The sequence below is a fragment of the Actinotalea ferrariae CF5-4 genome (assembly GCF_000603945.1).
Lineage (GTDB): Bacteria > Actinomycetota > Actinomycetes > Actinomycetales > Cellulomonadaceae > Actinotalea > Actinotalea ferrariae.
On the sequence record NZ_AXCW01000004.1, the window covers coordinates 1 to 19,930 of the forward strand.

The window sequence follows — 19,930 nt, forward strand, 5'->3', positions numbered from 1 at the left end:
CGGCGACCAGCAGCCGGCCGGTCGCCGGGCGGGTCAGCGCGGCCCGGGGGGCGGCGTCGGGGCGGCGGACGGCGGCGGTGAGCTCGGCGTGACGCTGGTGGTGGACCTGCAGGAGGGTCTCGGGCGAGTACACGGCTGACTCCTTCGGGGTGATGGTCTGCGGGTGGGGTGTGCGTGGTGGTGGGGCGGTGGGGTGCCGGCGGGTGCGGGTCAGGCGCCCGCGGGCTTGACGGCGCGGACGATCGCCCCGTGCAGGCCGGGCCGCACCTCGTGGGTGAACCGGACCTCGGCGTCCACGAACCCGGCTGCCGCCAGCCCGTCCAGGTACTCCTGACGGGACAGCGCGCCGGCGATGCACCCGGCGAAGTCGCCTCGTTCGGCCCGCTCCGCAGGGCTCAGATGGTCCTCGGCGACGACGTCGGAGATGCCCAGCCGCCCGCCCGGGGCGAGGACCCGGAACGTCTCGGCGAGCACGGCCGGCTTGTCCGGCGAGAGGTTGACGACGCAGTTGGAGATCACGACGTCGACCGCGGCGTCCGCGAGCGGGAGGGCCTCGATCCGGCCCTCGAGGAACTCGACGTTCGTGGCGCCCGCGGCGGCCGCGTTCCGCCGGGCCAGCTCGAGCATCTCGGGCGTCATGTCGACGCCGTACGCGAAGCCGGTCGGCCCGACGCGGCGTGCGGAGAGGAGCACGTCGATGCCTCCGCCCGAGCCGAGGTCCAGGACCCGCTCGCCCTCCCGGAGCTCGGCGACGGCGGTCGGGTTGCCGCAGCCGAGGCTGGCGAGGACGGCGCCGTCGGGCAGCCCGGTCGTGTCCCCGCCGTACAGCGCCGCACCGAAGACGTCCTCCGTCTCGACCGGGGCAGTCGCATCGCCGCAGCAGCCGGCCGGGGCGGCGTCCGTGGCCGTGCCGCAGCACCCGGCGGGGGTCGCGTCCGTGGCCGTGCCGCAGCAGCCGGCCGTCTCGACCGTCGCGTCGGCCGCGGTCTCCGCCGCGGACTCCGCCTCGGCGGAGCCGCCGCAGCAGCCTCCCCCGCGTGCCGTGCTGGTGCCGGCACCGGTGCTGACCAGCACCCGCTGCGCTGCCGACCGGTACCGCTCGCGGACCTGCTCGAGCCTGTCGTCCATGACCCCTCCTAGACATTGATCGGTGTCGATGTCTGAACTCTGGCCCAGACATCGACAGATGTCAATATCTCGGCGATACTCGATCACATGACCACCGAGACCCTCGCCGGACCCATCCCCGAGGTCGCGTGCTGCGCGCCGCTCGTCCGCTCGCCGATGAGCGCCCAGGAGGCGGAGGGGCTGTCCAAGGTCCTCAAGGCCATCGCCGAGCCCAACCGGCTCCGCGTGCTGTCCCTGGTCGCGGCTCGCGACGGCGCCGCGTGCGTCTGCGACCTCACCGAGCCGCTCGGGCTGTCGCAGCCGACGGTGTCGCACCACCTCAAGACGCTGGTCGACGCCGGGCTCCTGGCGCGCGAGAAGCGCGGCGTCTGGGCCTACTTCTCCCTGGTCCCGGGCGCGCTGGACGACGTCGCGCGGGTGCTCAGCACGGCGGGCGTCTCCCCCGCGGCCGGCTCGCCCACCTGCGGCTGAGGACGTCGCCGTGCGCGAGGACACGCCGCTCATCGCCGCGCAGGCCGCTGCGCTGGCCGCCCTCGCCTGGCCGGGTCGCGTGCGGTGGTCGCTGCCGGACCCGGTTGCGGCGGCAGCCCTCACCGCGACGGCGGCCGGCGGCGGGCTCGCCCTGGCGGGCCTGGCGCCCCACGGGACGTCGATCACGCCGCGGGTGGAGCCGCCGTCGGGCACCGGCCTGCACACCGGTGGGGCGTACCGCGTCAGCCGACATCCCATCTACACGGGCCTGCTGGTGGGCGGTGCCGGCGTCGCCGTGCTGCGTCGCCGTCCCGGGCCCCTGGCGGCATGGGTCGCACTCCTCGGCGTGCTCCACGCGAAGACGCGGCGCGAGGAACGCCACCTGGTCGAGCGTTTCGGGGCTGACTACGAGCGTTACCGCGAGCGCACCCCTCGTCTGCTGGGCCTGCCCGGCCGACACGCCTGACCCCGCCGTCGGCCGCACTCGTGCCAGCCGGCTGGACCGCGCGACTGCCCTGACCGGGGAGACATCGCCGCGCCTGGCGCGGCCGATCCTCCACGATCCGCGCGGGATCGCCCGGCGGGCAGGTCGTAGCCGTCGTGTCGGGACGCGCCGAGGCCCGCCGCGCTGCGTGCGCGACGGGCCTCGGCGGGCTCGCGGGTCAGGAGATGGGGGGCTCGTCCTTGCCGGCCTCCTCGGCCGCGTCGGCCTCCTCCTTGGTCTTGTGGACGGCGCCGTCGGCGTGCTCCGGCGGCCCGTAGACCGTGTAGAGGATGAGCGGGTTCTCGCCGGTGTTGACGAAGTTGTGCTTCTTCCCCGCGGGCACGACCACGAGGTCGCCCTGGGCCACCTTCTTCTTCTGCCCGCTGATGATCGCCTCGCCGATGCCGCTGACGAACGTGAGGATCTGGTCGATGTCCTCGTGGACCTCCTCGCCGATCTCACCGCCCGGCGGGATCGTCATGACGACGAGCTGCGTGTGCTCACCGGTCCAGAGCACCCGGCGGAAGTCCGGGCTCTCCTCGGCGACGGTCGCGATCGTGTAGTGCTCCATGGAGCTCTCCTTCTCTCGGTGTCTGCGAACGGTGGTCAGGGGTCAGGACCGGTGGACGTCGCGGCGGGACAGCGCCGGCTCGGCAGCCTCGGCACCGCCGCGCTCACGGCGGGCGGCACGCTCCGCGTCGTGGTCGCCGCTGTGGTGCTCGCCGTCGGAGTGGCCGGCGCTGAGGCGCAGCTCGCGACCCTTCTCGATGTCCTTCTCGTGCTGCTTCTGCTTCTTGTCGCTGGCCTTGGTGTCGCGCGGCGGCAGCTGGATCGTCTCCTCCGCCTCGATCCCCGCGACCAGCTCGCGCGACCGCTCGAGCTCCGCGTCGACCTCCGCGCCGAAGAGCAGCGCGTTGTTGGTGAGCCACAGCCACAGCAGGAAGAGGATGAAGCCGGCGAGCGCGCCGTACGTCTCGTTGTAGCTGCTCCCGCCGATCGTGACGAGGTAGATGGCGAGACCCGTGGTGGCGAGCGCCCAGACCAGGATCGCCACGACCGACCCGACGCTCACCCAGCGGAACTTCGGCTGCTGCACGTTGGGGGTGGCGTAGTAGAGGATCGCGATGACCAGGGCGACCAGCGCCACGATGACCGGCCACTTCGCGATGTTCCACGTCGTGATCGCGACCGAGCCGAGCCCGATCGCGCTGCCGATCCCCTCGGCCACCGGGCCGGAGAGCACCAGTGCCGCGATGATGATCGCCACGATCACCAGCATCACGAACGTGACGCCGAGCATGATCGGACGCAGCTTGTAGAACGGCCGGCCCTCGTCCACCTCGTAGATGCGGTTCATCGCGCGGCTGAAGGCGTTGACGTACCCGGACGCCGACCACAGGGCCGTGAGCAGACCGACGACCAGGGCGAGGCTCGCGCCCTGCTGCGTCGACAGGTTCGTGAGCAGCGTCTCGATCGGGCCGAGCGCCTCATCGGGCGCACCGGCGTCGCGGGCGAACGTCACCACCTGGACCACGGCCCCCTGCCCGTCGACGAACAGGCTGAGGATCGACACGAGCGCCAGCAGCGTCGGCGCGATCGCCAGCACGCCCCAGTACGTCAGCGCCGCGGCGATGTCCGTGACCTGGTCGCGCTGGAACTCCCGGAACGCCTTGCGCGCGGTGTACTTCCAGCCCGGCTTCGGGATGTCGTCGGGCGAGTCGGGCTTGCGCTCGTCGTCCGGGTCGGGAGCGGTGGCCGCCTTCTGCGACGAGGGCACCTGCGTCCCGCCCTCGGGCGACGACGACGGACCGGCGCTGCCCCCGGAGCGACCCGTCCCGCCGCTGCTGTCCTGTGACGTCCTGCTCATGTCGCTCTCCTCGGTCTGGTCCGGCCGGTGCGCGTCGGCCGCGCTGTCGGCGGGCGGTCCGCCCGGTCCGCGGGGCGGGATGGTCGTGGGGTGGTCGGGGCGTCAGCCCCCGGGGTGCGGGGCGCCGTCGGGCCGGGCGGGGTGCGCCTGCGCCGCGCGGTACGCGGGGCTGCGCAGCGCGGCGACCCAGTCGTAGGTCCCCAGGCCCGGCGGCGTGCGCAGCGGGTCGAACCGGACGGGCCGGTCCACCGCGCGAGCCTCCTCGGCCATGATCTCCAGGGTCCCGAGGGGCCGCCACCGGGAGCCCGCCGTCGCCCAGGACAGCCGCAGCTCCAGGGGCTGCTCGGCCAGGGCGCGGGCGAGCCCGTCCCGGTCGTGCGGCAGCTTCCTGGGCGGCTCCGGGCGGGCGAGCAGCAGCACGGGACCCTCGGGCCCCCGGAACGGCAGGAGCGAGCTGTACGGCGCCCCGCCGTGGCCGCGCCGCGGGCCGGGGACGTGTCGCAGGCCCGGGCCGGTGCCGGCGGGCGAGGAGAGCAGGAGGTCCACGTCGCCGACGCGGAGCGCGAGCCCCAGCACGTCGGGCAGCCGTCGCGGGAGGCCCCCGCCCCGGGACAGCCGGACGACGACGTCGTCCTCGCCAGGTCCGTCGAGCCACGTCCCGGTGGGGCTGCCGACGGCGTCTCGGCGCAGCCGGCCGCGCAGGACGAGCCCCTGCGGGTGCAGCGGCTTGCCGGCGCGCACGCGGGCGGCCCCGGCGACGAGGACGCCCAGCACCGGGCCGAGCCCGCGGGCGGCGAGCCGCGCGGCGCCACGGACCGCGCCACGGACCGCGTCGACCGACGTGGAGCCGGTCCCGCACCGCCCGGGAGACCCTGCGCCCCCGGGGGGTACGGCACCCCTCCTCGTCGGCCCGTCGACCCGCACCTGCGTCCGCACGTCCCCTCCGTCGTCGTCCTGGTCCTGCGACGTCGTCCTGCCCCGCACCGCCGTCGGGCGCCGTCTCGCCTCTCACGACGTCGGCCGGGTGCACCGCGGCGGGGGTGGTCACCCACCCCCGCCGCGGTCCGTACCGGTGGCCGGCGCCGACGTGGGTCAGCGCCGGTGCCCGGTCAGGAGGAGCGCTGCTCCTCGACCCGCTGCTGGGCCTCGCCCTGCACCGTGTCCTTGGCGCTGTGGGCGTCCTGCTTGACGCCCTCGGCCTCGCTGCGGCCCTCGGACTTGAGGTGGTCCGCGGCCTCGGTCGCCTTGCCCTTGACGGCCTGGGCGGCGTCCTGCGCGGGCTCCTTGAGCTCCTGCGCGACCTCCTTGGCCTTCTCCTTGGCGCCCTCGACCAGCGGCTCGGCCTTCTCCTTGGCCTGGGCCGCGGCACGCTTCTCCTTCTCGGAGACGGGCAGCAGGCTGCCGGCGAGCCAGCCCACACCGAAGGCGACGAGGCCCGCGGCGAACGGGTTGCCCTCGGCCTGGTGCTTCACCGTGCCGGGCAGCTCCTTGGCCGTGTGGCCGACGGAGTGGGCGGCCGAGCCGACCGAGTCCTTGGCGCCGTGCAGCGCGTCGGACGTCTTGTCCTTGGCGGTGTGACCGCCGGAGGACAGCGACGACGTCGTGCCCTGGGCCGAGCCCATGACGCGCTGCTTCACGGAGCCGACGCGGCTGCGCACGTCCTGCTTGCGCCGCTGGACGATCGCCGAGGGGCTGACCTTCTCCTCGAGCGCGTCGACGTCGTTGCTCAGCTCGGCGCGGGTGCGCGCGATGTCAGCGCGGATCTGGTCCGGGTCGGTGCTCATCGGTTCTCCTCCTCGTGGCCCTTGAGGGCGTTCGGGATCTTCTTGACGGTCGTCGCCGTCTGCGGGAGGCCCTGCACCCGCTTCATCTCGGCCTTGCCCTTGAGGGCGAGGACCGCGGCGGCGATGCCCCAGAGCACCGCGACGATCAGCGCCGCGAGAGCCGAGTCCATCCAGTTGTCGAGCAGCTGCCAGAGCATGATCGACAGGAACAGCAGGACGAAGTAGCCGGCGACGGCGGCGCCGCTGAGCATCCCCGCGCCCTTGCCCGCACGCTTCGCGGACTCGGTCGCCTCGGCCTTGGCCAGGGCGACCTCCTGCCGCATGAGCGTCGAGAGGTCCTCGGTGATGTTCGAGAACAGCGCCCCGAGGGACGGCCGGTCCGTGTCGTGGTCAGGCGCGGGACCCGGCGCGGACGCCCCGAGGGGCGCGCCGGCGGTCGCGCCACCGGGGGTGTGGGTCGTCATCGGTTCTGCCCCTCGTCGACCGGGCTCCAGGGACGGGTCGCCTCGTGCTCGGGCACCTCACCGGTGCCGCCGCCGAAGATGCCGCCGTCCTCGTTGCCGTAGGTGTCGCCGTAGCCGGCGCTGCCGGCCGCGTACTGGCCGGCGCCCGACGGCGGGTTCTGCGTGCCCGTGCCGTAGGTGTCCGCCACGGTGTCGCCGTAGGCCGGGGTCCCGACGTCCTGCGTGCCGGTCCCGTACGGGTCGTCCGACGTCGCACCCTCGGGGTACGTCGCCGACGTGCCCGGGGTGGCCTGCACGCCGTAGGTCGGGTCGCCGGTGGCCGTGCCGTAGCCGGTCTCGCCCTCGGTGTACCCCTCGCCGTAGACGGCGCCGGTCCCGTAGGTGCTCGTGGTGGGCGCCGCAGCGGCACCCGTGGTCCCGGCGGCCGCCTCGTAGGCGCTGGTCCGCGTCGGCGCGCCGTAGGTGCCGGTGACGCCCTCGGCGCCGTAGCCCGCGGCGCCGTAGGCGGGGGTGGTCTCGTACGTGCCGACCGCACGGGCCTCGGCCTCGTCCGAGCTGACCTCCTTGATGCCGCGGGTCAGCCGACCCGCGACCAGGCCGGCGCCGGCGGCGAGGGCCAGGAAGGTGCCGGGACGCTCCTGCGCGAAGCGCTTGACCTCGCCGAGCAGCTCGCCCGGCTCACGGTTCTCGAAGAAGCCGGCGACCTCGTCGAGCCGCTGGGAGGCCTGGCGGGCCAGGTCCGTCGCCATGCCGGGCTCCGAGGAGGACTCGGCCATCGAGCCGAGCTCCTGGCCGAACGACCGGATGCTCGAGGCGAGCTTCTGCTGCTGCGTGCTCGCCTCGGAGGTCAGCTGCTCGCGGCCCTGGCCGAGGAGCTGCTTCGCCTGGCGCCCGGCCTCGCGGCCGACGCCCTTGGCCTGGTCCTTCGCCTCGTGGGCGAGGTGCTGACCGCTCTGGGCGGCGCTGTGCGCCACGCCGGAGGCCTGGTCCTTCGCGGTGTGCGCGGTCTCGCGCGCTGCCTCACGGGCGGCGTCGGTGCGCGACCCGTCCGTGCTCGACGGCTGTCCCGTCTGGTAGTCGTAGGTCATCGTGCTTCCTTCCGATGGATGTGCGGCGGCGGCACTGGCACCCCGGCGTCCCCCTGGGCCGGAGGCCCGCGGCGGACGTCCCGGCGGTGCGCCGACGCGGACGTCGGTGCAGAACACGGCCGGCTCTGTCCACAGCTCGGCCCGAGCACTGGGCAACCGACCGACTGGACAATTCCGGTGGCTGCCGACTCCGTGACGCTAAGGCGGGTCTTGACATCGCGCGACTTGAACGGTTACGGCGTCTCGGGGCGTAAAACCCCTGATCATGGGCCTGTCGCCCGGGGAGGGAACCAGCCGAGAAGCCGTCGGGGCGAGGTCCCCCCGGGGCAGCACAGCTCCGGCTTGATCGCGCGTCGACAGAACGCCTCTGGGCCCTTGGTCCTCTCTGTCGCCCGCTCACGCTGCCTGGGAACGCTCCCAGGTGGAACCGGTCTCACTACTCCTTTCGGGGGATACCGCAACGCCCTGACCTGGACGTAAGCGTTTTCATTCGCGGTCGCCGAGGGTCACGTTTTCATCACGACGTTTGACATCCCGGTCACCGGGGGGCGAGGTTGGGGGCACCGCGATGAGACCGGTCCCACCGACGGGACCACGCACCACCGGCTCAACGATGAGACCGGTCTCAGCGGTCGACACGCGCAACCCGCGCCCGAACCCCCGGGCAGCGGCAGAAGGGGGCGGCACCGAAGCCGCCTGGAGACGAAGGAGTCGCACGTGCGCAACATCAGGAAGCCGTGGCTGGCGCTCACCGCCGGCATCGCGGGCACCGCCCTCCTCGCCGGGTGCGGCGGTGGCGACGCCGCTGAGGACGCCGGCAGCGGCGCGGGCGGCGACGGCGGCGGCTCGGAGGGCGAAGAGGTCACGCTGACCATCGCGACCTTCAACGAGTTCGGCTACGAGGAGCTCATCGAGGAGTACCAGGAGCTCAACCCGAACGTCACGATCGAGCACCGCAAGGCCGCGACGGCCAACGAGGCCCGCGACAACCTGAACACGCGCATCGCCGCCGGCGGCTCCGGCCTGGCCGACATCGAGGCGCTCGAGGTCGACTGGCTCGCCGAGCTCATGCAGTACCCGGACAACTTCGAGGACCTCACGTCCGACGAGGTCGAGGGCCGCTGGCTGGACTGGAAGGTCCAGCAGGCGACCACCGAGGACGGCAAGCTCATCGGCTACGGCACGGACATCGGCCCCGAGGCCGTCTGCTACCGCGCCGACCTGTTCGAGGCCGCGGGTCTGCCGACGGACCGCGAGGAGGTCGCCGCCCTCCTGGGCGACACGTGGGAGTCCTACTTCGAGGCCGGCAAGCAGTTCCAGGCCGCCTCCGACGTCCCGTGGTTCGACTCGGCGGGCGCGAACTACCAGGCCATGGTGAACCAGCTCGAGGCGGCCTACGAGGAGACGGACGGCACGCCGATCCCCCTCGAGGAGAACGACCAGGTCAAGGACCTGTACGAGACGGTCCTGGCCGCCTCGGTCGACGACGGCCTCTCGGCCGGCCTCGCGCAGTGGAGCGAGGACTGGACGAACTCGTTCCAGACCGACGGCTTCGCGACGATGCTCTGCCCGGGCTGGATGCTCGGTGTCATCGAGGGCAACGCGGCCGGCGTCACCGGCTGGGACATCGCCGACACCTTCCCCGGCGGCGGCGGCAACTGGGGCGGCTCCTTCCTGACCGTCCCGTCGGCCGGTGAGAACATCGAGGAGGCCAAGAAGCTGGCCGCCTGGCTGACCGCTCCGGAGCAGCAGGTCAAGGCCTTCCAGGCCAAGGGCACCTTCCCGAGCCAGGTCGAGGCCCTCGAGAGCGCCGAGCTCACGGGTGCGACCAACGAGTTCTTCAACGGCGCCCCGACCGGCGAGATCCTCGCCAACCGTGCCGCCGCGGTGGACGTCGCGCCGTTCAAGGGTGCGAACTACTTCACGATCCACACGACCGTCGCCGACGCCATCACGCGCGTCGACGTCGACAAGACGGACGACGCCGCCAGCTCGTGGGAGAAGGCCATCCAGGCCTACAACGAGCTCGGCCTGGGCTGATCGGTCCGCGGGGCCGGGCGGTAGCAGCACCACCGCCCGGCCCCGTGCCGTCCCCCCACCCGGTCCGGAAGGAACCCCATGGCTACCGTCACCCCTCCCCGTGACACCCCCGGCACCCACGGGACCGCGGGCGTCGACGCCCCGGCGCCCGCCGCGCGACCGTCCCAGAGCCCCGCGGGCCGGAGCGCCCCCACCTCCTCGCTGCGGGACGTCCTCGGCCGGATGGACGTCAAGCTCTCGCCGTACCTCTACATCGCGCCGTTCTTCGTCCTGTTCGCCGTGGTGGGCCTCTTCCCGCTGGCCTACACCGCGTACGTCTCGGTGCACGACTGGCACCTCATCGGGGGCCAGGGCGACTTCGTCGGCCTGCAGAACTACACGGACGTGCTGCAGCAGCCGCGCTTCTTCACCGCGCTGCGCAACACGTTCAGCATCTTCATCCTCTCGGCGGTCCCGCAGCTCATCGCCGCGATCGCCATCGCCGCCGTCCTCGACGCGAACATCCGCGCGAAGACGTTCTGGCGCATGGGCGTCCTGCTCCCCTACGTCGTCGCCCCCGTCGCCGTGGCCCTGATCTTCTCCCGGGCCTTCGCCGACCAGTCGGGCATGGTGAACGAGATCCTCGGCCTCGTCGGGGTCGAGCCGATCCGCTGGCACGCCGACTCCCTGGCCAGCCACGTCGCCATCGCGACGATGGTGAACTTCCGCTGGACCGGCTACAACACGCTGATCCTGCTCGCGGCCATGCAGGCCGTGCCGCGCGACCTCTACGAGGCCGCGATCATCGACGGCGCGAGCCGCGTCCGGACCTTCTTCTCGATCACGGTCCCCATGCTCCGGCCGACCCTCATCTTCGTGATCATCACGATGACGATCGGCGGTCTGCAGATCTTCGACGAGCCGCGCATGTTCGACCAGCTCGGCCAGGGCGGCGCCGACCGTCAGTGGATGACCATGACCATGTTCCTGTACGAGCTGGGCTGGGGTGCGCAGAAGAGCTTCGGCCGGGCGTCCGCCGTGGCCTGGATCCTCTTCCTCATCATCATCGGGATCGGCGTCCTCAACTTCGTCCTCACCCGCCGGATCGCCTCCACGGGCTCGGCCAAGGGAGCCAAGCACTGATGGCCAGGACCACCACCCCCTCTCTGCCGATGGTCGAGCAGATCGCCGGCAAGGGCGCCGCGCGCGCGGCCGCCCGACGACGCGACGGTGCCGGCATGGGCGCGAACCGCCGCCCCGGCTGGGTGACCTACGCGCTCATGGGCCTGATCCTCGCGATCTCGGCCTACCCGCTGTACTACGCGTTCCTCCTCGCGTCCTCGGACGCGCAGACGATCGCGCAGAACCCGATCCCCTCGCTGATCCCCGGCGGCAACTTCGTCGAGAACATCCAGCGGGTGCTGGCCTCGGACATCAACTTCTGGGTCGCCTTCCGCAACAGCCTGATCATCGCTGTGCTGTCGGCCGTGTCGGTGGTGTTCTTCTCGACGCTCGCCGGGTTCTCCTTCTCCAAGCTCCGCTTCCGCGGACGCGGCCCGCTGCTGGTCTTCGTCATCGCGACGATGGCCGTGCCCACCCAGCTCGGCGTGGTGCCGATGTTCATCGTCATGGCGGAGCTCGGCTGGGTCGGCCAGCTGCAGGCGGTCATCGTCCCGGGGCTCGTCACGGCGTTCGGCGTCTTCTGGATGACGCAGTACCTCGAGAGCGCACTGCCGTACGAGCTCATCGAGGCGGCACGGGTCGACGGCTGCTCGATGATCCGGACCTTCTGGCACGTGGCCATCCCGGCCTCGCGCCCGGCGGCGGCGATGCTCGGGCTGTTCACGTTCGTGGCCTCGTGGACGAACTTCTTCTGGCCGTTCATCGTCCTCGGGCCCAGCAACCCGACCCTGCCCGTGGCGGTCCAGCTGCTCCAGGCGTCCTACTTCAAGGACATGTCCCTGATCATGGCCGGTGTCGTCGTCTCGACGATCCCGCTGATCCTGGTCTTCGTGTTCGTCGGCCGCCAGCTGGTGTCCGGCATCATGCAGGGCGCCGTCAAGGGCTGACCCCGCCGACCCGCCCGGTGCCGGAGACCTCGTTCCCGGCACCGGGCGGCCCGACGCGCCGTCGTCCGCCGTCGGCGGGACCCGTGCCGCGCCCGACGGCCACCACCCGGAAGTCCGCACCGTTGCGGGCACGACGAAGGTAGATTCCCATCGTGACGACCGAGGGCACCACCATGAGGGTGGGCACCGCCGCAGGCGTCGGGCCGACGGCGAGCCGGACCACCGCGCGCACCGCGCCGCGCCGCACGGCACCGACGCTGCGCCAGGTCGCGGCCGCCGCCGGGGTCTCGCGGGCCACCGCGTCCCGCGTCATCAACGGCGGCCACCTCGTCAGCGACCACGCCAAGCAGGCGGTGGAGGCGGCGATCGCCGAGCTGGGCTTCACGCCGAACCCGGTCGCCCGCAACCTCGCCACGCGGCGCACCGGCTCCGTGGCCCTCGTCGTGCCGGAGCCCAACGCGCGCCTGCTGTCCGACCCGTTCTTCGGCAGCGTCATCAACGGCCTGTCGCTCTCGCTCGAGGCCGCGGACCTCCAGATGATCCTCGTCATCGCCCGGCCCGGCCCGGGCCACGACCGGGCGGTGCGCTACCTCACCACCGGGCAGGTCGACGGGGCGGTCATCACCTCCCACCACCGCGAGGACCTCCTCAACGCCCGACTCGTCGAGGCGGGGCTGCCGTGCGTGTTCGTCGGCCGGCCCCTCGATGTCGAGGACTCCCACTGCGTCGACATGGACAACGTCGGCGGGGCGCGGCTCGCCACGGAGTACCTGATCGAGCACGGCCGCCGGCGCATCGGCACGGTCGCGGGACCCGCCGACATGACCGCCGGCGTCGACCGGCTGCTCGGGTGGCGTCAGGCGCTCGAGGGCGCCGGGCTGCCGACCGACGCGGTGGTCCACGGCGACTTCACCGCCGCGGGCGGAGCCGAGGCCACGCGGCGGCTCCTGGCCGAGCACCCCGACCTCGACGCGATCTTCGTCGCGTCGGACCTCATGGCCTCGACCGCCCTGACCGAGGTCGCCGCCCTGGGCCGCCGCGTCCCCGACGACGTCGCCGTGTTCGGCTTCGACGACCTCGGCCTCGCCACGACCACCACCCCGCCGCTCAGCACGGTGATCCACCCGGTCGAGGCGATGGCCGTCCGCGCGGGGCAGATGCTCGTGGAGATGCTCAGCGGCATCGAGCACGCGGCGGAGCCCGTCGTCTTCCCGGCCCGCCTGGCCCTGCGCGACTCCGCCTGACGCTCCCCCGCGGGCTGCCGATCCCGTGGGCTCCCCGACCCGCGGGCTCCCCGACCCCGCGCTCCCCCCGGGACCGTGGAGGATTCCCCGCGCCTGACGCGGGTAGGTCTCCACGTTGGGCCGGGGGCGGGGCGGGTCAGGTGGGGCCGGAGACGGGGCGGCGTCGGGCCGGGGGGGGCGGGGCCAGGACGGGGCGAGGGTGCGATCAGGGGACGACGGTCGCGCCGAGGAGCGCGCCGATGCCGAACGTCGCCCCCATCGCGACGGCCCCGCCGACGAGGAGCCGCAGCACCGCCCGGAGCCGGTGCGCCCGCCCGAACCACGCGCTCAGCGAACCCGTGAGCACCAGCGCGACGAGGACCGCGACGAACGTCACGGGGATCCGCGTCGCCTCGCTCGCCAGGATCACCGCGAGCAGCGGCAGCGCGGCACCCAGCACGAACGCGATCGCCGAGGCCAGGGCCGCGTGCCACGGGTTGGTCAGGTCCTCCTCGTCGAGGTTGTGCTCGACGTCGAGGTGCGCGCGCACCGGGTCGATCTCGGAGAGCTCCTCGGCCACCCGGTGGGCCGTCTCCGCGGAGAGGCCCTTCGCCCGGTACAGGCCCGCGAGCTGCTCGAGCTCGCCGGCCGGGTCCGCCTCGAGCTCGCGCTTCTCCTCCGCGATGAGGGCCTTCTCCGTGTCGCGCGCGCTGCTGACGGAGACGTACTCACCGAGCGCCATGGACACCGCGCCCGCGGTCAGGGCCGCGACACCGGCGATGAGGATCGCGTCCTTGTCGGTCGTGGCGGCGGCGACGCCGACGACCAGGCCCGCCGTGGAGATGATCCCGTCGTTGGCACCGAGCACGCCGGCCCGCAGCCAGTTGAGCCGCGACTTGAGGCCGTTGCCTCCCGGGGGTGCGCCTGCCGGCACGTCCTGGGCCGTCGTCGCGGCGACGGGCGCTGCCGGGGCGGGGGCTGCCGGCGCGGGGGACGCGGTGGCGGGGACGTGACGTGCGGAACCGTCCATGCTCGCAACCTAGGCCGGGCCGCGGACGCGCGCCAGGAAGGCAAGGCTGTCCGACCCTCGGCTCACGCGGGCGCGGGACCGCCCTCGCGGCCGGGGTCCGGCGTGCACACCACGACGGGGATCTCCCGCTCGGTGCGGGTCTGGTAGGTGGCGTAGCCGGCGTACACGCCGACGGCGGCCCGCCACAGCTCCGGGCGCTCGGACGGGGTCGCGGTCCGGGCCCGCATGGGCTGGGTCCGTGCGCCGCGCTGGACCGTGACGCGGTCGTCGGCGACGAGGTTCCGGTACCACTGCGGGTGGCTCTCCCGCCCGCCGTCGGAGGCGACGAGCAGGAGGTCGTCGCCGTGCTGGATGGCGCTGAGGACGGTGACCCGCGGCTCGCCGCTGACCCGGCCCGTCGTCGTCAGGAGCACCTGCTCGATGTGGCCGAGGCGGCTCCCGATCCGGCCGCCCGTCCGTCGGTAGAGCCAGCGGTGCACGGCGGTGACGACGATCTGGACGCGGCGGTTGATCACGACACCACCCTAGGCGGGCGGTCCGACGGCGGCGCAGGCGGCCATGCGGGTGACAGGCGGGTGACAGGTGCAGCGTGGTTCCCCCGTCCGAGGCGCCGCAGCGGTGGCCCACGGTGGACACGGTGTGAAAAAGTCACGGCGGCACACGGGTGCCGCGGACCGGCGGGGGTATGGGCGTGGAGGACCTCACGGCGCACATGGCCGCGCTGTGGCGCGCCCGCGGCGTCGGGCTGGTCCTCGGCCACGGCGACCGCGTCGTGCGGTGCAACGACGAGTTCGGCGTCCAGTGCGGCCGCACCGCGCAGGAGGCGGCGCGGCTCACCTGGCAGGAGCTGACGCCCCCGGACCGGCACGACCGCGACGTGGTGATGTTCCAGCAGTTCCTCACCGTGGACAGCGCCACCATGCTGACCGAGCTCGCGCTGCCCGACGGCGGGCGACGGCCGGTCCTCGTCGCCGCGGCGCAGGTCGACCCGGGGGGGCCGCGGTGGATCGCCGTCGTGCTCGACCTCAGCAAGGACGAGCAGCTGCGCCGCATGGCGGAGGCGGACGCGGCGATCCTGTCCACCCTGCTCGAGGACGCGCCGTTCGGCTTCGCTCTGCTGTCCAACGACCTGCGGTTCCTGCGCATCAACCGCGAGCTGGCCGCGATGAACGGACACACGGTCGCGGAGCACGAGGGCCGGTACGTCTTCGACGTCCTGCCGCAGCTGCGGGAGGGCGCGGAGCCGATCCTGCGGCACGTGCTGGAGACCGGGGAGCCGCTGCGCGAGGTCGAGATCGTCGGGGAGACGGACGCGGACCCCGGCGTCGAGCACATCTGGCTGGAGTCGTTCTTCCCCGTGCGCGCGCCGGGCCGGCCCGCCGTCGGCATCGCCGCCCTGGCGCGCGACGAGACGGAGCTGCGCCGCCTCCAGCGCGAGATCGAGGCCCTGTCCGACCAGCGGCGCCAGGCGCTCGAGGAGCTGCAGCGGGGGCTCCTGCCGACGGCCATCCCCCAGGTCGAGGGCTTCGACGTCGCGGCCCGGTACATGTCCGCGTCGGAGGAGGTGCGCCTCGGCGGGGACTGGTTCGACGTGGTCCGCATGCGGGACGGGCGGCTGGCCCTGTCGATCGGCGACGCCGTCGGGCACGGCATCGCGGCCATCGGGCTCATGTCGCGCGCGAGCGGCGCGATGCGCGCCTACGTCTCCCAGCAGCTCGACCCCGACGCGATGCTGCGCAACCTCGACGTGCTCATGGGCGAGGGCGAGAGCGAGGCGGTCGCCAGCGCGATGGTGGGGCGGCTGAGCCCCGACGGGCTCCTGGAGTACTCCACCGCGGGCCACCCCTACGCGCTCCTGCGGGCCGCGGACGGGCACGTCGGGCGGCTGACGGCGGCGCAGGGACCCCTGCTCGGCGCGCGCCGGCACCCGCGCTACCGCAGCCGCACGGCCGTCCTCGAGCCCGGCGGCGCCCTCGTGCTCTACACCGACGGACTGATCGAGCGGCGCGACGAGAGCCTCGCGGACGGGATGGCCCGGCTCGCCGACGTCGTCGCGGCCCAGCCGCCGGGGGCCGGCGCGGACGCCCTCCTCCAGGCGGTCCTCGAGGCCTGCCTGGACGGCCGGGAGCGCGAGGACGACGTCTGCGTCATCGTCGTCGTGCGCCCCCCGGCGCCGGACGACGTCGAGCGCACCGACGCGGCGCCGGACGGCGGGGCGCACACGGACGCCGCACCGGAGGGCGTCGCGCGGACGGACGTCGCGGCGGACGGTCTCGTGCAGGCGGAGGACGTCGTGCAGGGGGAGGCGGTCGTGCCGACGGACGGCGCGGCCGACGACGACGGCGGCGGCGCACCGACGACCTGACGGCCGGACGGTCAGGGCCGGTCAGCGACCTCGGGCGGCCACACGACGCGGAACCGCTCGAAGACGACCTCGTGGCCCTCGTCCCACGGCACGCCCAGCGCCGGGCACGTGCGCTCCCAGTAGCCCCGGTGCTCGCGCAGCCACGACTCCCGGGTGCGGTCGCTCTCGCCCTCGTCCCAGGCGAACGCCTCGTCCACGCTCTCCGCGACGCCCAGGCGCAGCTCGACGGTCCGCAGGACGGCGCGGGGACGGCCGGCCCCGTCGTGCACGACCCAGTGCGAGCCCACGCGCGGGAGCGGGTCCCCCGCCGCGGCGAACTCCAGCACCAGGGCGGCCGTGGCGCGCTTCGGGCCGTGCAGGACGAGGTCGAGCAGCTCGTCCGCGAGCGCGGCGTGGTCGCCGAACTGGTCCAGGACGGGCTCGGGCTCGTCGTGCACCGCCTCGGGGTGCGCGGCGCAGTAGTCGGCCCACATCGCCAGCGACGCGGCGCGGTCGTAGGGGGCGACGGGGGTCCGGGGCAGCTCGGTCACCGGATGATGATCGCGCCCGGCACCGGCGGTGTCACCCCGCAGGACGTCAGGCGGGCACGACGTCCCGGACCTCGACGCCCGGCGCCCGCTCGGCGAGCAGGCGGGCGTGGAGGTCGGCGTCGGCCTGCTCGTCGGCCTCGAACGCGATGCGGACCGAGCCCTCCTCGGCGTCGCCGTCGCGGGCGACCACCTCGCCGTCGTCGGGGTGCTGGAGCAGCAGGTCGACGTAGGGGCCGGCGACCCCGTCGTCGATGGCGGCGGGGACGCGCAGTCGTGCCTCGAACCTCATCGGTCCAGCATCCCGGGGACGGTGCGGTGCCGCCACCGGGTGCTGTCCGGGCGGTCGCCGACGGGCCGTCCGGGCGATCGGGGCCGGGCCGTCCGGCTCAGGCGGCGCACTCGCCGTCGTCGACGCCGACGGCCTCGGGCTCGCCCGTCGTGCACGCCGGGGTCGCCGGCACGCCGAGGTCCTTGACCGCGGCGCTCAGCAGGGTGTCCAGGTGCCCGTCGTCGAGGCCGTAGGCCAGACGGACGATCTTCTCGTCCCGACCCGTGGCCCGCGCGAGGTCGGCGACGAGACGGTCGATGGTGCGGGCCGCTTCGGTCAGGGTCATGTCGCTCCTTCGTCGCGCCCACCCCCCCGCACGGGCTGCTCGTCCCCAGTGTGGGGACAAAGTTGTTGAAAGTTCAAGACTGCGCCTCTCAGCCGCGAGTCGTCCGTGATGACGGACGGGCTCGATGCCCTCTTGGCGTTTCTTTGACCTTCCCGGCAAGATCAGTGAAGCACAGATGTGACGCGCGCCACTCCACCGTCCGCCGTCGGCCTTCCCATCGGGCGGGCCATCGTGCCCCGGCGGGGCGCACCGCCGTGTCAGCGCCCGTCAGCGGGCGCGCGCCGCCTCGGCGACGACCTCGTCGACCAGCTCCGCGAGCACGGGGTCCGCGAGCACGCGGAAGTGGCCCGGCGTCTCGAGCACGACGTTCCGCGCCCCGGCCAGCTCGCTGCCCCCGGGGATGTGCGGGTCCCACACGCTGTACGCGGACACGATCCGGCTGTGGACCTCCGCCTCGGCACGCAGCACGCCGAACAGCGGGTTCGACGGCACGAACGCCCGCACCGCCGGCAACAGCGGGAAGAACCGGGCCAGGTGGGACCCGACGAACGGGGTCCCGACCGCGAGGAGGCACCGGATCCGCTGCTCCGGGTCCTCCCGGAGCATGGCGAGCTTGCCGATGAGCCCGCCCTTGCTGTGCGCCACGACGACGACGTCGCGCAGGTCGTGCACGCGCAGGTGGTCCCCGAGCACGCGCGCGCCCACCTCGACGGGACGGCGGTTGTACCCGAGCGTCGGCAGGACGTGGACGGCGTGACCCGCGGCGTGCAGACGCCGCGCCAGGGGCCGCAGGAAGTGCCAGCTCTCGTAGACGCCCGGGACGAGCACGACGGCGGGCGGGACCGGCTCCTCCTGGTGGCGGAAGTCGTCGGCGCCGCGGGGCGACAGCGCGCCGAGGACCTGCAGCCGCAGGACGTAGGCGTAGTCCAGCGCCCGCCACCACGTGGTCCGCACCACCCCGGACCTCAGCACGGCAGCACCCGCTCCCGGACGCGCTCGACCAGGGCCCGCACCGCGTCCGGCCGCGACCACTGCACGACGTGCGCCCCGCCGGGGATCTCCTCGGCGGTGCCGCCCGTGGACGCGGCCAGCCGCCGGACGAACGCCGACGTCGACACGGGGTCCCGGCTCCCCCGCGCGACGGCCACGGGCACGGTGACCAGCGGGAGCCGCTCCTCCAGCCGGTAGGCCACCATGTGCCGCGCCGTCGCGAGGTACCAGCGGACCCCGGTGCGCAGGTACTCCCGCAGCTGGAGCGCGGCCCCCCGCGGCGGCTCACGGACGAAGTCGGCCGCGAGCCGCAGGCCCTGCCGGGTCAGCGACGCCGCCTCCGGGTCGACGACGGGCCCCACCAGCACGAGCGCGCCGACGAGCTCGGGCCGCCGGATCGCGAGCTCCGTGACGAACTGGGCACCCATGGAGTGCCCGACGACGACGGGCCGGTCCAACCCGAGCTCCTCGATGAGCGCGGCGAGCACGTCGGCGTGCTCGACGACGCTGAGCGGGGGCTCGTCCGGCATGCGGCTGCGCCCGAACCCCGGCAGGTCCGGCGCGACGACGCGTCCGGTACGGCTGAGGTCCCGTTCCAGCGGACCGAAGTAGCGGGAGGAGACGCCGATGCCGTGGACGAGGACGACGGCGCCGGTGCCGTCACCCGCCGGATCGCTCCCCAGCTCGAAGCACGCGACGGCGTGGCCGTCGAGGGTCAGGGTGCGCAGGCTCACCCCTGCAGGGTCGCCGGGTCCCCCTCCGTCCGCACGTCGACGATGTCGACGGCGTCCTTCATGCCCGTCACCTCGAGGAGGAACATGACGGTCTGGGAGGCGACGAGCAGCGTCACGCGGTCCTGGCCGCGCCCGCACAGCCGCGCGATGAACGCCAGGCCGGCGGAGTCCATGAAGGTCACGCGGCGCGTGTCGACCACGACCGGCAGGCCGGCCACGGCCGCGTCGGCCGCCGCCTGCTGCAGGTCACGACCCAGGTCGGAGTCGACCTCCCCGGACAGCACGACGTGCGTCGCGCCGTCGACGTGGAGGACCTGGACGGCCCCGGGCTCGCCGCTGGGGGTGGGGTTGCCTTCGTTCACCAAACGTTCCTCCGGGACGTGGTCCACCGAGCAGCGGAGCTGCCCTCTGTGGGTCGTGCTGCTTCGCCGCTGCGGGGTCCAGGCAGAGGAAGGCCCCTCATCTTACCCCGCGCCTGTGCAGGAGCGCCGAGGCGGCTCACCGTCTCGTGCGGGCCGAGCGCCCGACGGCGGCGCTCAGGCGCGCCCCGGGCCGGCGGTGCCGCGGAGGGAGCGCCCCGGACGGACGCGGAACCACACGACCTTGCCGCCGCGCCGCCGCTCGACGCCCCAGTCCGAGGCGAGGTGGTCGATGATCTGCACGCCCCGCCCCCCGACGGCCTCGGGCGGCTGGTGGTGCAGGACGGGCAGCTCACAGCTCGCGTCGACGACCCGGACCACGAACTGCCCGCGCTCCTGTGCGGCGTCCAGCTCGACGTCCGCGTCGGGCGGCCCGTAGCGGACGGCGTTCGACACGACCTCGGTGGTGAGGAGCGCGAGCACGTGCTGGTCGGCCACGGTCGCACCGCTCTCCCCCGCCCACTGCTGGACGGCGCGCCGAGCGGACCGCACCGCACCGGTCCCCGCGTGCAGGACCAGGTGCAGGCCGGTCGCGGACCGTCGCTGCTCGCCGTCCGCCACCGCACCTCCCCCCGTGACCCTGTCGGGCCCCTCTGAACGTTTCGACCCAGACGCTCCATCGTGGGGCCCCGGGGGGTATCCGCAACACGA

General features: G+C 73.9%; 24 protein-coding genes. 7 read left to right on the top strand and 17 right to left on the bottom strand.

Annotation, left to right across the window (positions count from 1 at the left end; genetic code table 11):
• Positions 1–210: 210 nt before the first annotated feature.
• Positions 211–1,128, bottom strand: coding sequence for an arsenite methyltransferase (arsM, locus tag N866_RS00940; protein WP_034221384.1), 918 nt, complete (start codon positions 1,126–1,128; stop codon positions 211–213).
• A gap of 87 nt (positions 1,129–1,215) precedes the next feature.
• Between arsM and N866_RS00945 the strand changes: the two genes are divergently transcribed.
• The gene (locus N866_RS00945; protein ID WP_034221385.1) at positions 1,216–1,599 is read left to right on the top strand and encodes an ArsR/SmtB family transcription factor; all 384 of its coding nucleotides are present in this window, start codon (positions 1,216–1,218) and stop codon (positions 1,597–1,599) included.
• A 10-nt stretch (positions 1,600–1,609) separates the two neighbouring features.
• Entirely contained in the window at positions 1,610–2,065 is a 456-nt protein-coding gene (locus tag N866_RS00950) for a methyltransferase family protein (protein WP_052022204.1), read from the top strand.
• A gap of 196 nt (positions 2,066–2,261) precedes the next feature.
• Here N866_RS00950 and N866_RS00955 read toward each other — a convergent pair whose 3' ends face one another.
• The 6 genes from N866_RS00955 to N866_RS19600 form a co-directional block, all read right to left on the bottom strand.
• Positions 2,262–2,654 carry a cupin domain-containing protein gene (locus tag N866_RS00955; protein ID WP_034221387.1) on the bottom strand — a complete coding sequence of 131 codons (393 nt, stop codon included), beginning with the start codon at positions 2,652–2,654 and terminating at the stop codon, positions 2,262–2,264.
• A 42-nt stretch (positions 2,655–2,696) separates the two neighbouring features.
• The gene (locus N866_RS00960; RefSeq protein WP_081802201.1) at positions 2,697–3,950 is read right to left on the bottom strand and encodes a YihY/virulence factor BrkB family protein; all 1,254 of its coding nucleotides are present in this window, start codon (positions 3,948–3,950) and stop codon (positions 2,697–2,699) included.
• A gap of 102 nt (positions 3,951–4,052) precedes the next feature.
• Positions 4,053–4,886, bottom strand: coding sequence for a catalase family protein (locus tag N866_RS00965; protein ID WP_216699350.1), 834 nt, complete (start codon positions 4,884–4,886; stop codon positions 4,053–4,055).
• Between the two features lie 173 nt (positions 4,887–5,059).
• Positions 5,060–5,734 (bottom strand): DUF3618 domain-containing protein, encoded by a 675-nt coding sequence (locus tag N866_RS00970; RefSeq protein ID WP_034221389.1) that lies wholly within the window; start codon positions 5,732–5,734, stop codon positions 5,060–5,062.
• A complete protein-coding gene (locus N866_RS00975; protein WP_081802202.1) occupies positions 5,731–6,198 on the bottom strand; it encodes a phage holin family protein in 468 nt (155 codons plus the stop codon). The genes N866_RS00970 and N866_RS00975 overlap by 4 nt, the downstream gene beginning before the upstream one ends.
• Positions 6,195–7,286 carry a hypothetical protein gene (locus N866_RS19600; RefSeq protein WP_052022206.1) on the bottom strand — a complete coding sequence of 364 codons (1,092 nt, stop codon included), beginning with the start codon at positions 7,284–7,286 and terminating at the stop codon, positions 6,195–6,197. The genes N866_RS00975 and N866_RS19600 overlap by 4 nt, the downstream gene beginning before the upstream one ends.
• Positions 7,287–8,003: 717 nt before the next feature.
• On the opposite strand from N866_RS19600, the gene N866_RS00985 reads away from it, so the two are divergent.
• The 3 genes from N866_RS00985 to N866_RS00995 all read left to right on the top strand — a co-directional run bounded on the left by N866_RS00985 (position 8,004) and on the right by N866_RS00995 (position 11,374).
• Positions 8,004–9,326 carry an ABC transporter substrate-binding protein gene (locus N866_RS00985; RefSeq protein WP_034221394.1) on the top strand — a complete coding sequence of 441 codons (1,323 nt, stop codon included), beginning with the start codon at positions 8,004–8,006 and terminating at the stop codon, positions 9,324–9,326.
• Positions 9,327–9,404: 78 nt separating this feature from the next.
• Complete coding sequence (locus N866_RS00990) at positions 9,405–10,448, top strand: carbohydrate ABC transporter permease (RefSeq protein ID WP_081802203.1); 1,044 nt, start codon at positions 9,405–9,407, stop codon at positions 10,446–10,448.
• A complete protein-coding gene (locus tag N866_RS00995) occupies positions 10,448–11,374 on the top strand; it encodes a carbohydrate ABC transporter permease (RefSeq protein WP_034221397.1) in 927 nt (308 codons plus the stop codon). The genes N866_RS00990 and N866_RS00995 overlap by 1 nt, the downstream gene beginning before the upstream one ends.
• Here the strand turns inward: N866_RS00995 and N866_RS01000 are convergent.
• Entirely contained in the window at positions 11,364–11,525 is a 162-nt protein-coding gene (locus N866_RS01000; RefSeq protein WP_155855131.1) for a hypothetical protein, read from the bottom strand. The genes N866_RS00995 and N866_RS01000 overlap by 11 nt on opposite strands.
• Position 11,526: 1 nt before the next feature.
• Here N866_RS01000 and N866_RS01005 point away from each other — a divergent pair, with 1 nt between their 5' ends.
• Positions 11,527–12,618, top strand: a complete 1,092-nt coding sequence (locus tag N866_RS01005; RefSeq protein ID WP_245612313.1) for a LacI family DNA-binding transcriptional regulator — start codon at positions 11,527–11,529, stop codon at positions 12,616–12,618.
• A gap of 205 nt (positions 12,619–12,823) precedes the next feature.
• On the opposite strand, the gene N866_RS01010 is transcribed toward N866_RS01005, so the two are convergent.
• Together N866_RS01010 and N866_RS01015 are read right to left on the bottom strand one after the other, a co-directional pair.
• The gene (locus tag N866_RS01010) at positions 12,824–13,627 is read right to left on the bottom strand and encodes a VIT1/CCC1 transporter family protein (protein WP_081802205.1); all 804 of its coding nucleotides are present in this window, start codon (positions 13,625–13,627) and stop codon (positions 12,824–12,826) included.
• A gap of 62 nt (positions 13,628–13,689) precedes the next feature.
• Entirely contained in the window at positions 13,690–14,142 is a 453-nt protein-coding gene (locus N866_RS01015) for a nitroreductase family deazaflavin-dependent oxidoreductase (RefSeq protein WP_081802206.1), read from the bottom strand.
• A gap of 176 nt (positions 14,143–14,318) precedes the next feature.
• Here N866_RS01015 and N866_RS01020 point away from each other — a divergent pair, with 176 nt between their 5' ends.
• Positions 14,319–15,992 carry a PP2C family protein-serine/threonine phosphatase gene (locus N866_RS01020; protein WP_162177279.1) on the top strand — a complete coding sequence of 558 codons (1,674 nt, stop codon included), beginning with the start codon at positions 14,319–14,321 and terminating at the stop codon, positions 15,990–15,992.
• 11 nt (positions 15,993–16,003) lie between these two features.
• On the opposite strand, the gene N866_RS01025 is transcribed toward N866_RS01020, so the two are convergent.
• The 7 genes from N866_RS01025 to N866_RS21230 all read right to left on the bottom strand — a co-directional run bounded on the left by N866_RS01025 (position 16,004) and on the right by N866_RS21230 (position 19,840).
• On the bottom strand, positions 16,004–16,522 hold the full coding sequence (locus N866_RS01025; RefSeq protein ID WP_034221405.1) for an ASCH domain-containing protein: 519 nt from the start codon (positions 16,520–16,522) through the stop codon (positions 16,004–16,006).
• 46 nt (positions 16,523–16,568) lie between these two features.
• Positions 16,569–16,811: a hypothetical protein gene (locus tag N866_RS01030; RefSeq protein WP_034221408.1), complete on the bottom strand. Its 243-nt coding sequence runs from the start codon at positions 16,809–16,811 to the stop codon at positions 16,569–16,571.
• Between the two features lie 97 nt (positions 16,812–16,908).
• Positions 16,909–17,136: a hypothetical protein gene (locus N866_RS01035; RefSeq protein WP_034221411.1), complete on the bottom strand. Its 228-nt coding sequence runs from the start codon at positions 17,134–17,136 to the stop codon at positions 16,909–16,911.
• 267 nt (positions 17,137–17,403) lie between these two features.
• Positions 17,404–18,090, bottom strand: coding sequence for an esterase/lipase family protein (locus tag N866_RS01040; protein WP_155855132.1), 687 nt, complete (start codon positions 18,088–18,090; stop codon positions 17,404–17,406).
• Positions 18,091–18,101: 11 nt separating this feature from the next.
• Positions 18,102–18,860 (bottom strand): alpha/beta fold hydrolase, encoded by a 759-nt coding sequence (locus N866_RS01045; RefSeq protein WP_052022207.1) that lies wholly within the window; start codon positions 18,858–18,860, stop codon positions 18,102–18,104.
• Positions 18,857–19,222, bottom strand: a complete 366-nt coding sequence (locus N866_RS01050; RefSeq protein ID WP_052022208.1) for an STAS domain-containing protein — start codon at positions 19,220–19,222, stop codon at positions 18,857–18,859. The genes N866_RS01045 and N866_RS01050 overlap by 4 nt, the downstream gene beginning before the upstream one ends.
• 174 nt (positions 19,223–19,396) lie before the next feature.
• Complete coding sequence (locus N866_RS21230) at positions 19,397–19,840, bottom strand: ATP-binding protein (protein ID WP_052022209.1); 444 nt, start codon at positions 19,838–19,840, stop codon at positions 19,397–19,399.
• Positions 19,841–19,930: the final 90 nt, after the last annotated feature.

What these genes read in the sequence shown, in the direction of transcription:
- arsM (WP_034221384.1), bottom strand. Translation starts at nt 1,128, where the DNA reads ATGGACGACAGGCTCGAGCAGGTCCGCGAGCGGTACCGGTCGGCAGCG.
- N866_RS00945 (WP_034221385.1), top strand. Translation starts at nt 1,216, where the DNA reads ATGACCACCGAGACCCTCGCCGGACCCATCCCCGAGGTCGCGTGCTGC.
- N866_RS00955 (WP_034221387.1), bottom strand. Translation starts at nt 2,654, where the DNA reads ATGGAGCACTACACGATCGCGACCGTCGCCGAGGAGAGCCCGGACTTC.
- N866_RS00960 (WP_081802201.1), bottom strand. Translation starts at nt 3,950, where the DNA reads ATGAGCAGGACGTCACAGGACAGCAGCGGCGGGACGGGTCGCTCCGGG.
- N866_RS00970 (WP_034221389.1), bottom strand. Translation starts at nt 5,734, where the DNA reads ATGAGCACCGACCCGGACCAGATCCGCGCTGACATCGCGCGCACCCGC.
- N866_RS00975 (WP_081802202.1), bottom strand. Translation starts at nt 6,198, where the DNA reads ATGACGACCCACACCCCCGGTGGCGCGACCGCCGGCGCGCCCCTCGGG.
- N866_RS19600 (WP_052022206.1), bottom strand. Translation starts at nt 7,286, where the DNA reads ATGACCTACGACTACCAGACGGGACAGCCGTCGAGCACGGACGGGTCG.
- N866_RS00990 (WP_081802203.1), top strand. Translation starts at nt 9,405, where the DNA reads ATGGCTACCGTCACCCCTCCCCGTGACACCCCCGGCACCCACGGGACC.
- N866_RS00995 (WP_034221397.1), top strand. Translation starts at nt 10,448, where the DNA reads ATGGCCAGGACCACCACCCCCTCTCTGCCGATGGTCGAGCAGATCGCC.
- N866_RS01000 (WP_155855131.1), bottom strand. Translation starts at nt 11,525, where the DNA reads ATGGGAATCTACCTTCGTCGTGCCCGCAACGGTGCGGACTTCCGGGTG.
- N866_RS01010 (WP_081802205.1), bottom strand. Translation starts at nt 13,627, where the DNA reads ATGGACGGTTCCGCACGTCACGTCCCCGCCACCGCGTCCCCCGCGCCG.
- N866_RS01030 (WP_034221408.1), bottom strand. Translation starts at nt 16,811, where the DNA reads ATGAGGTTCGAGGCACGACTGCGCGTCCCCGCCGCCATCGACGACGGG.
- N866_RS01035 (WP_034221411.1), bottom strand. Translation starts at nt 17,136, where the DNA reads ATGACCCTGACCGAAGCGGCCCGCACCATCGACCGTCTCGTCGCCGAC.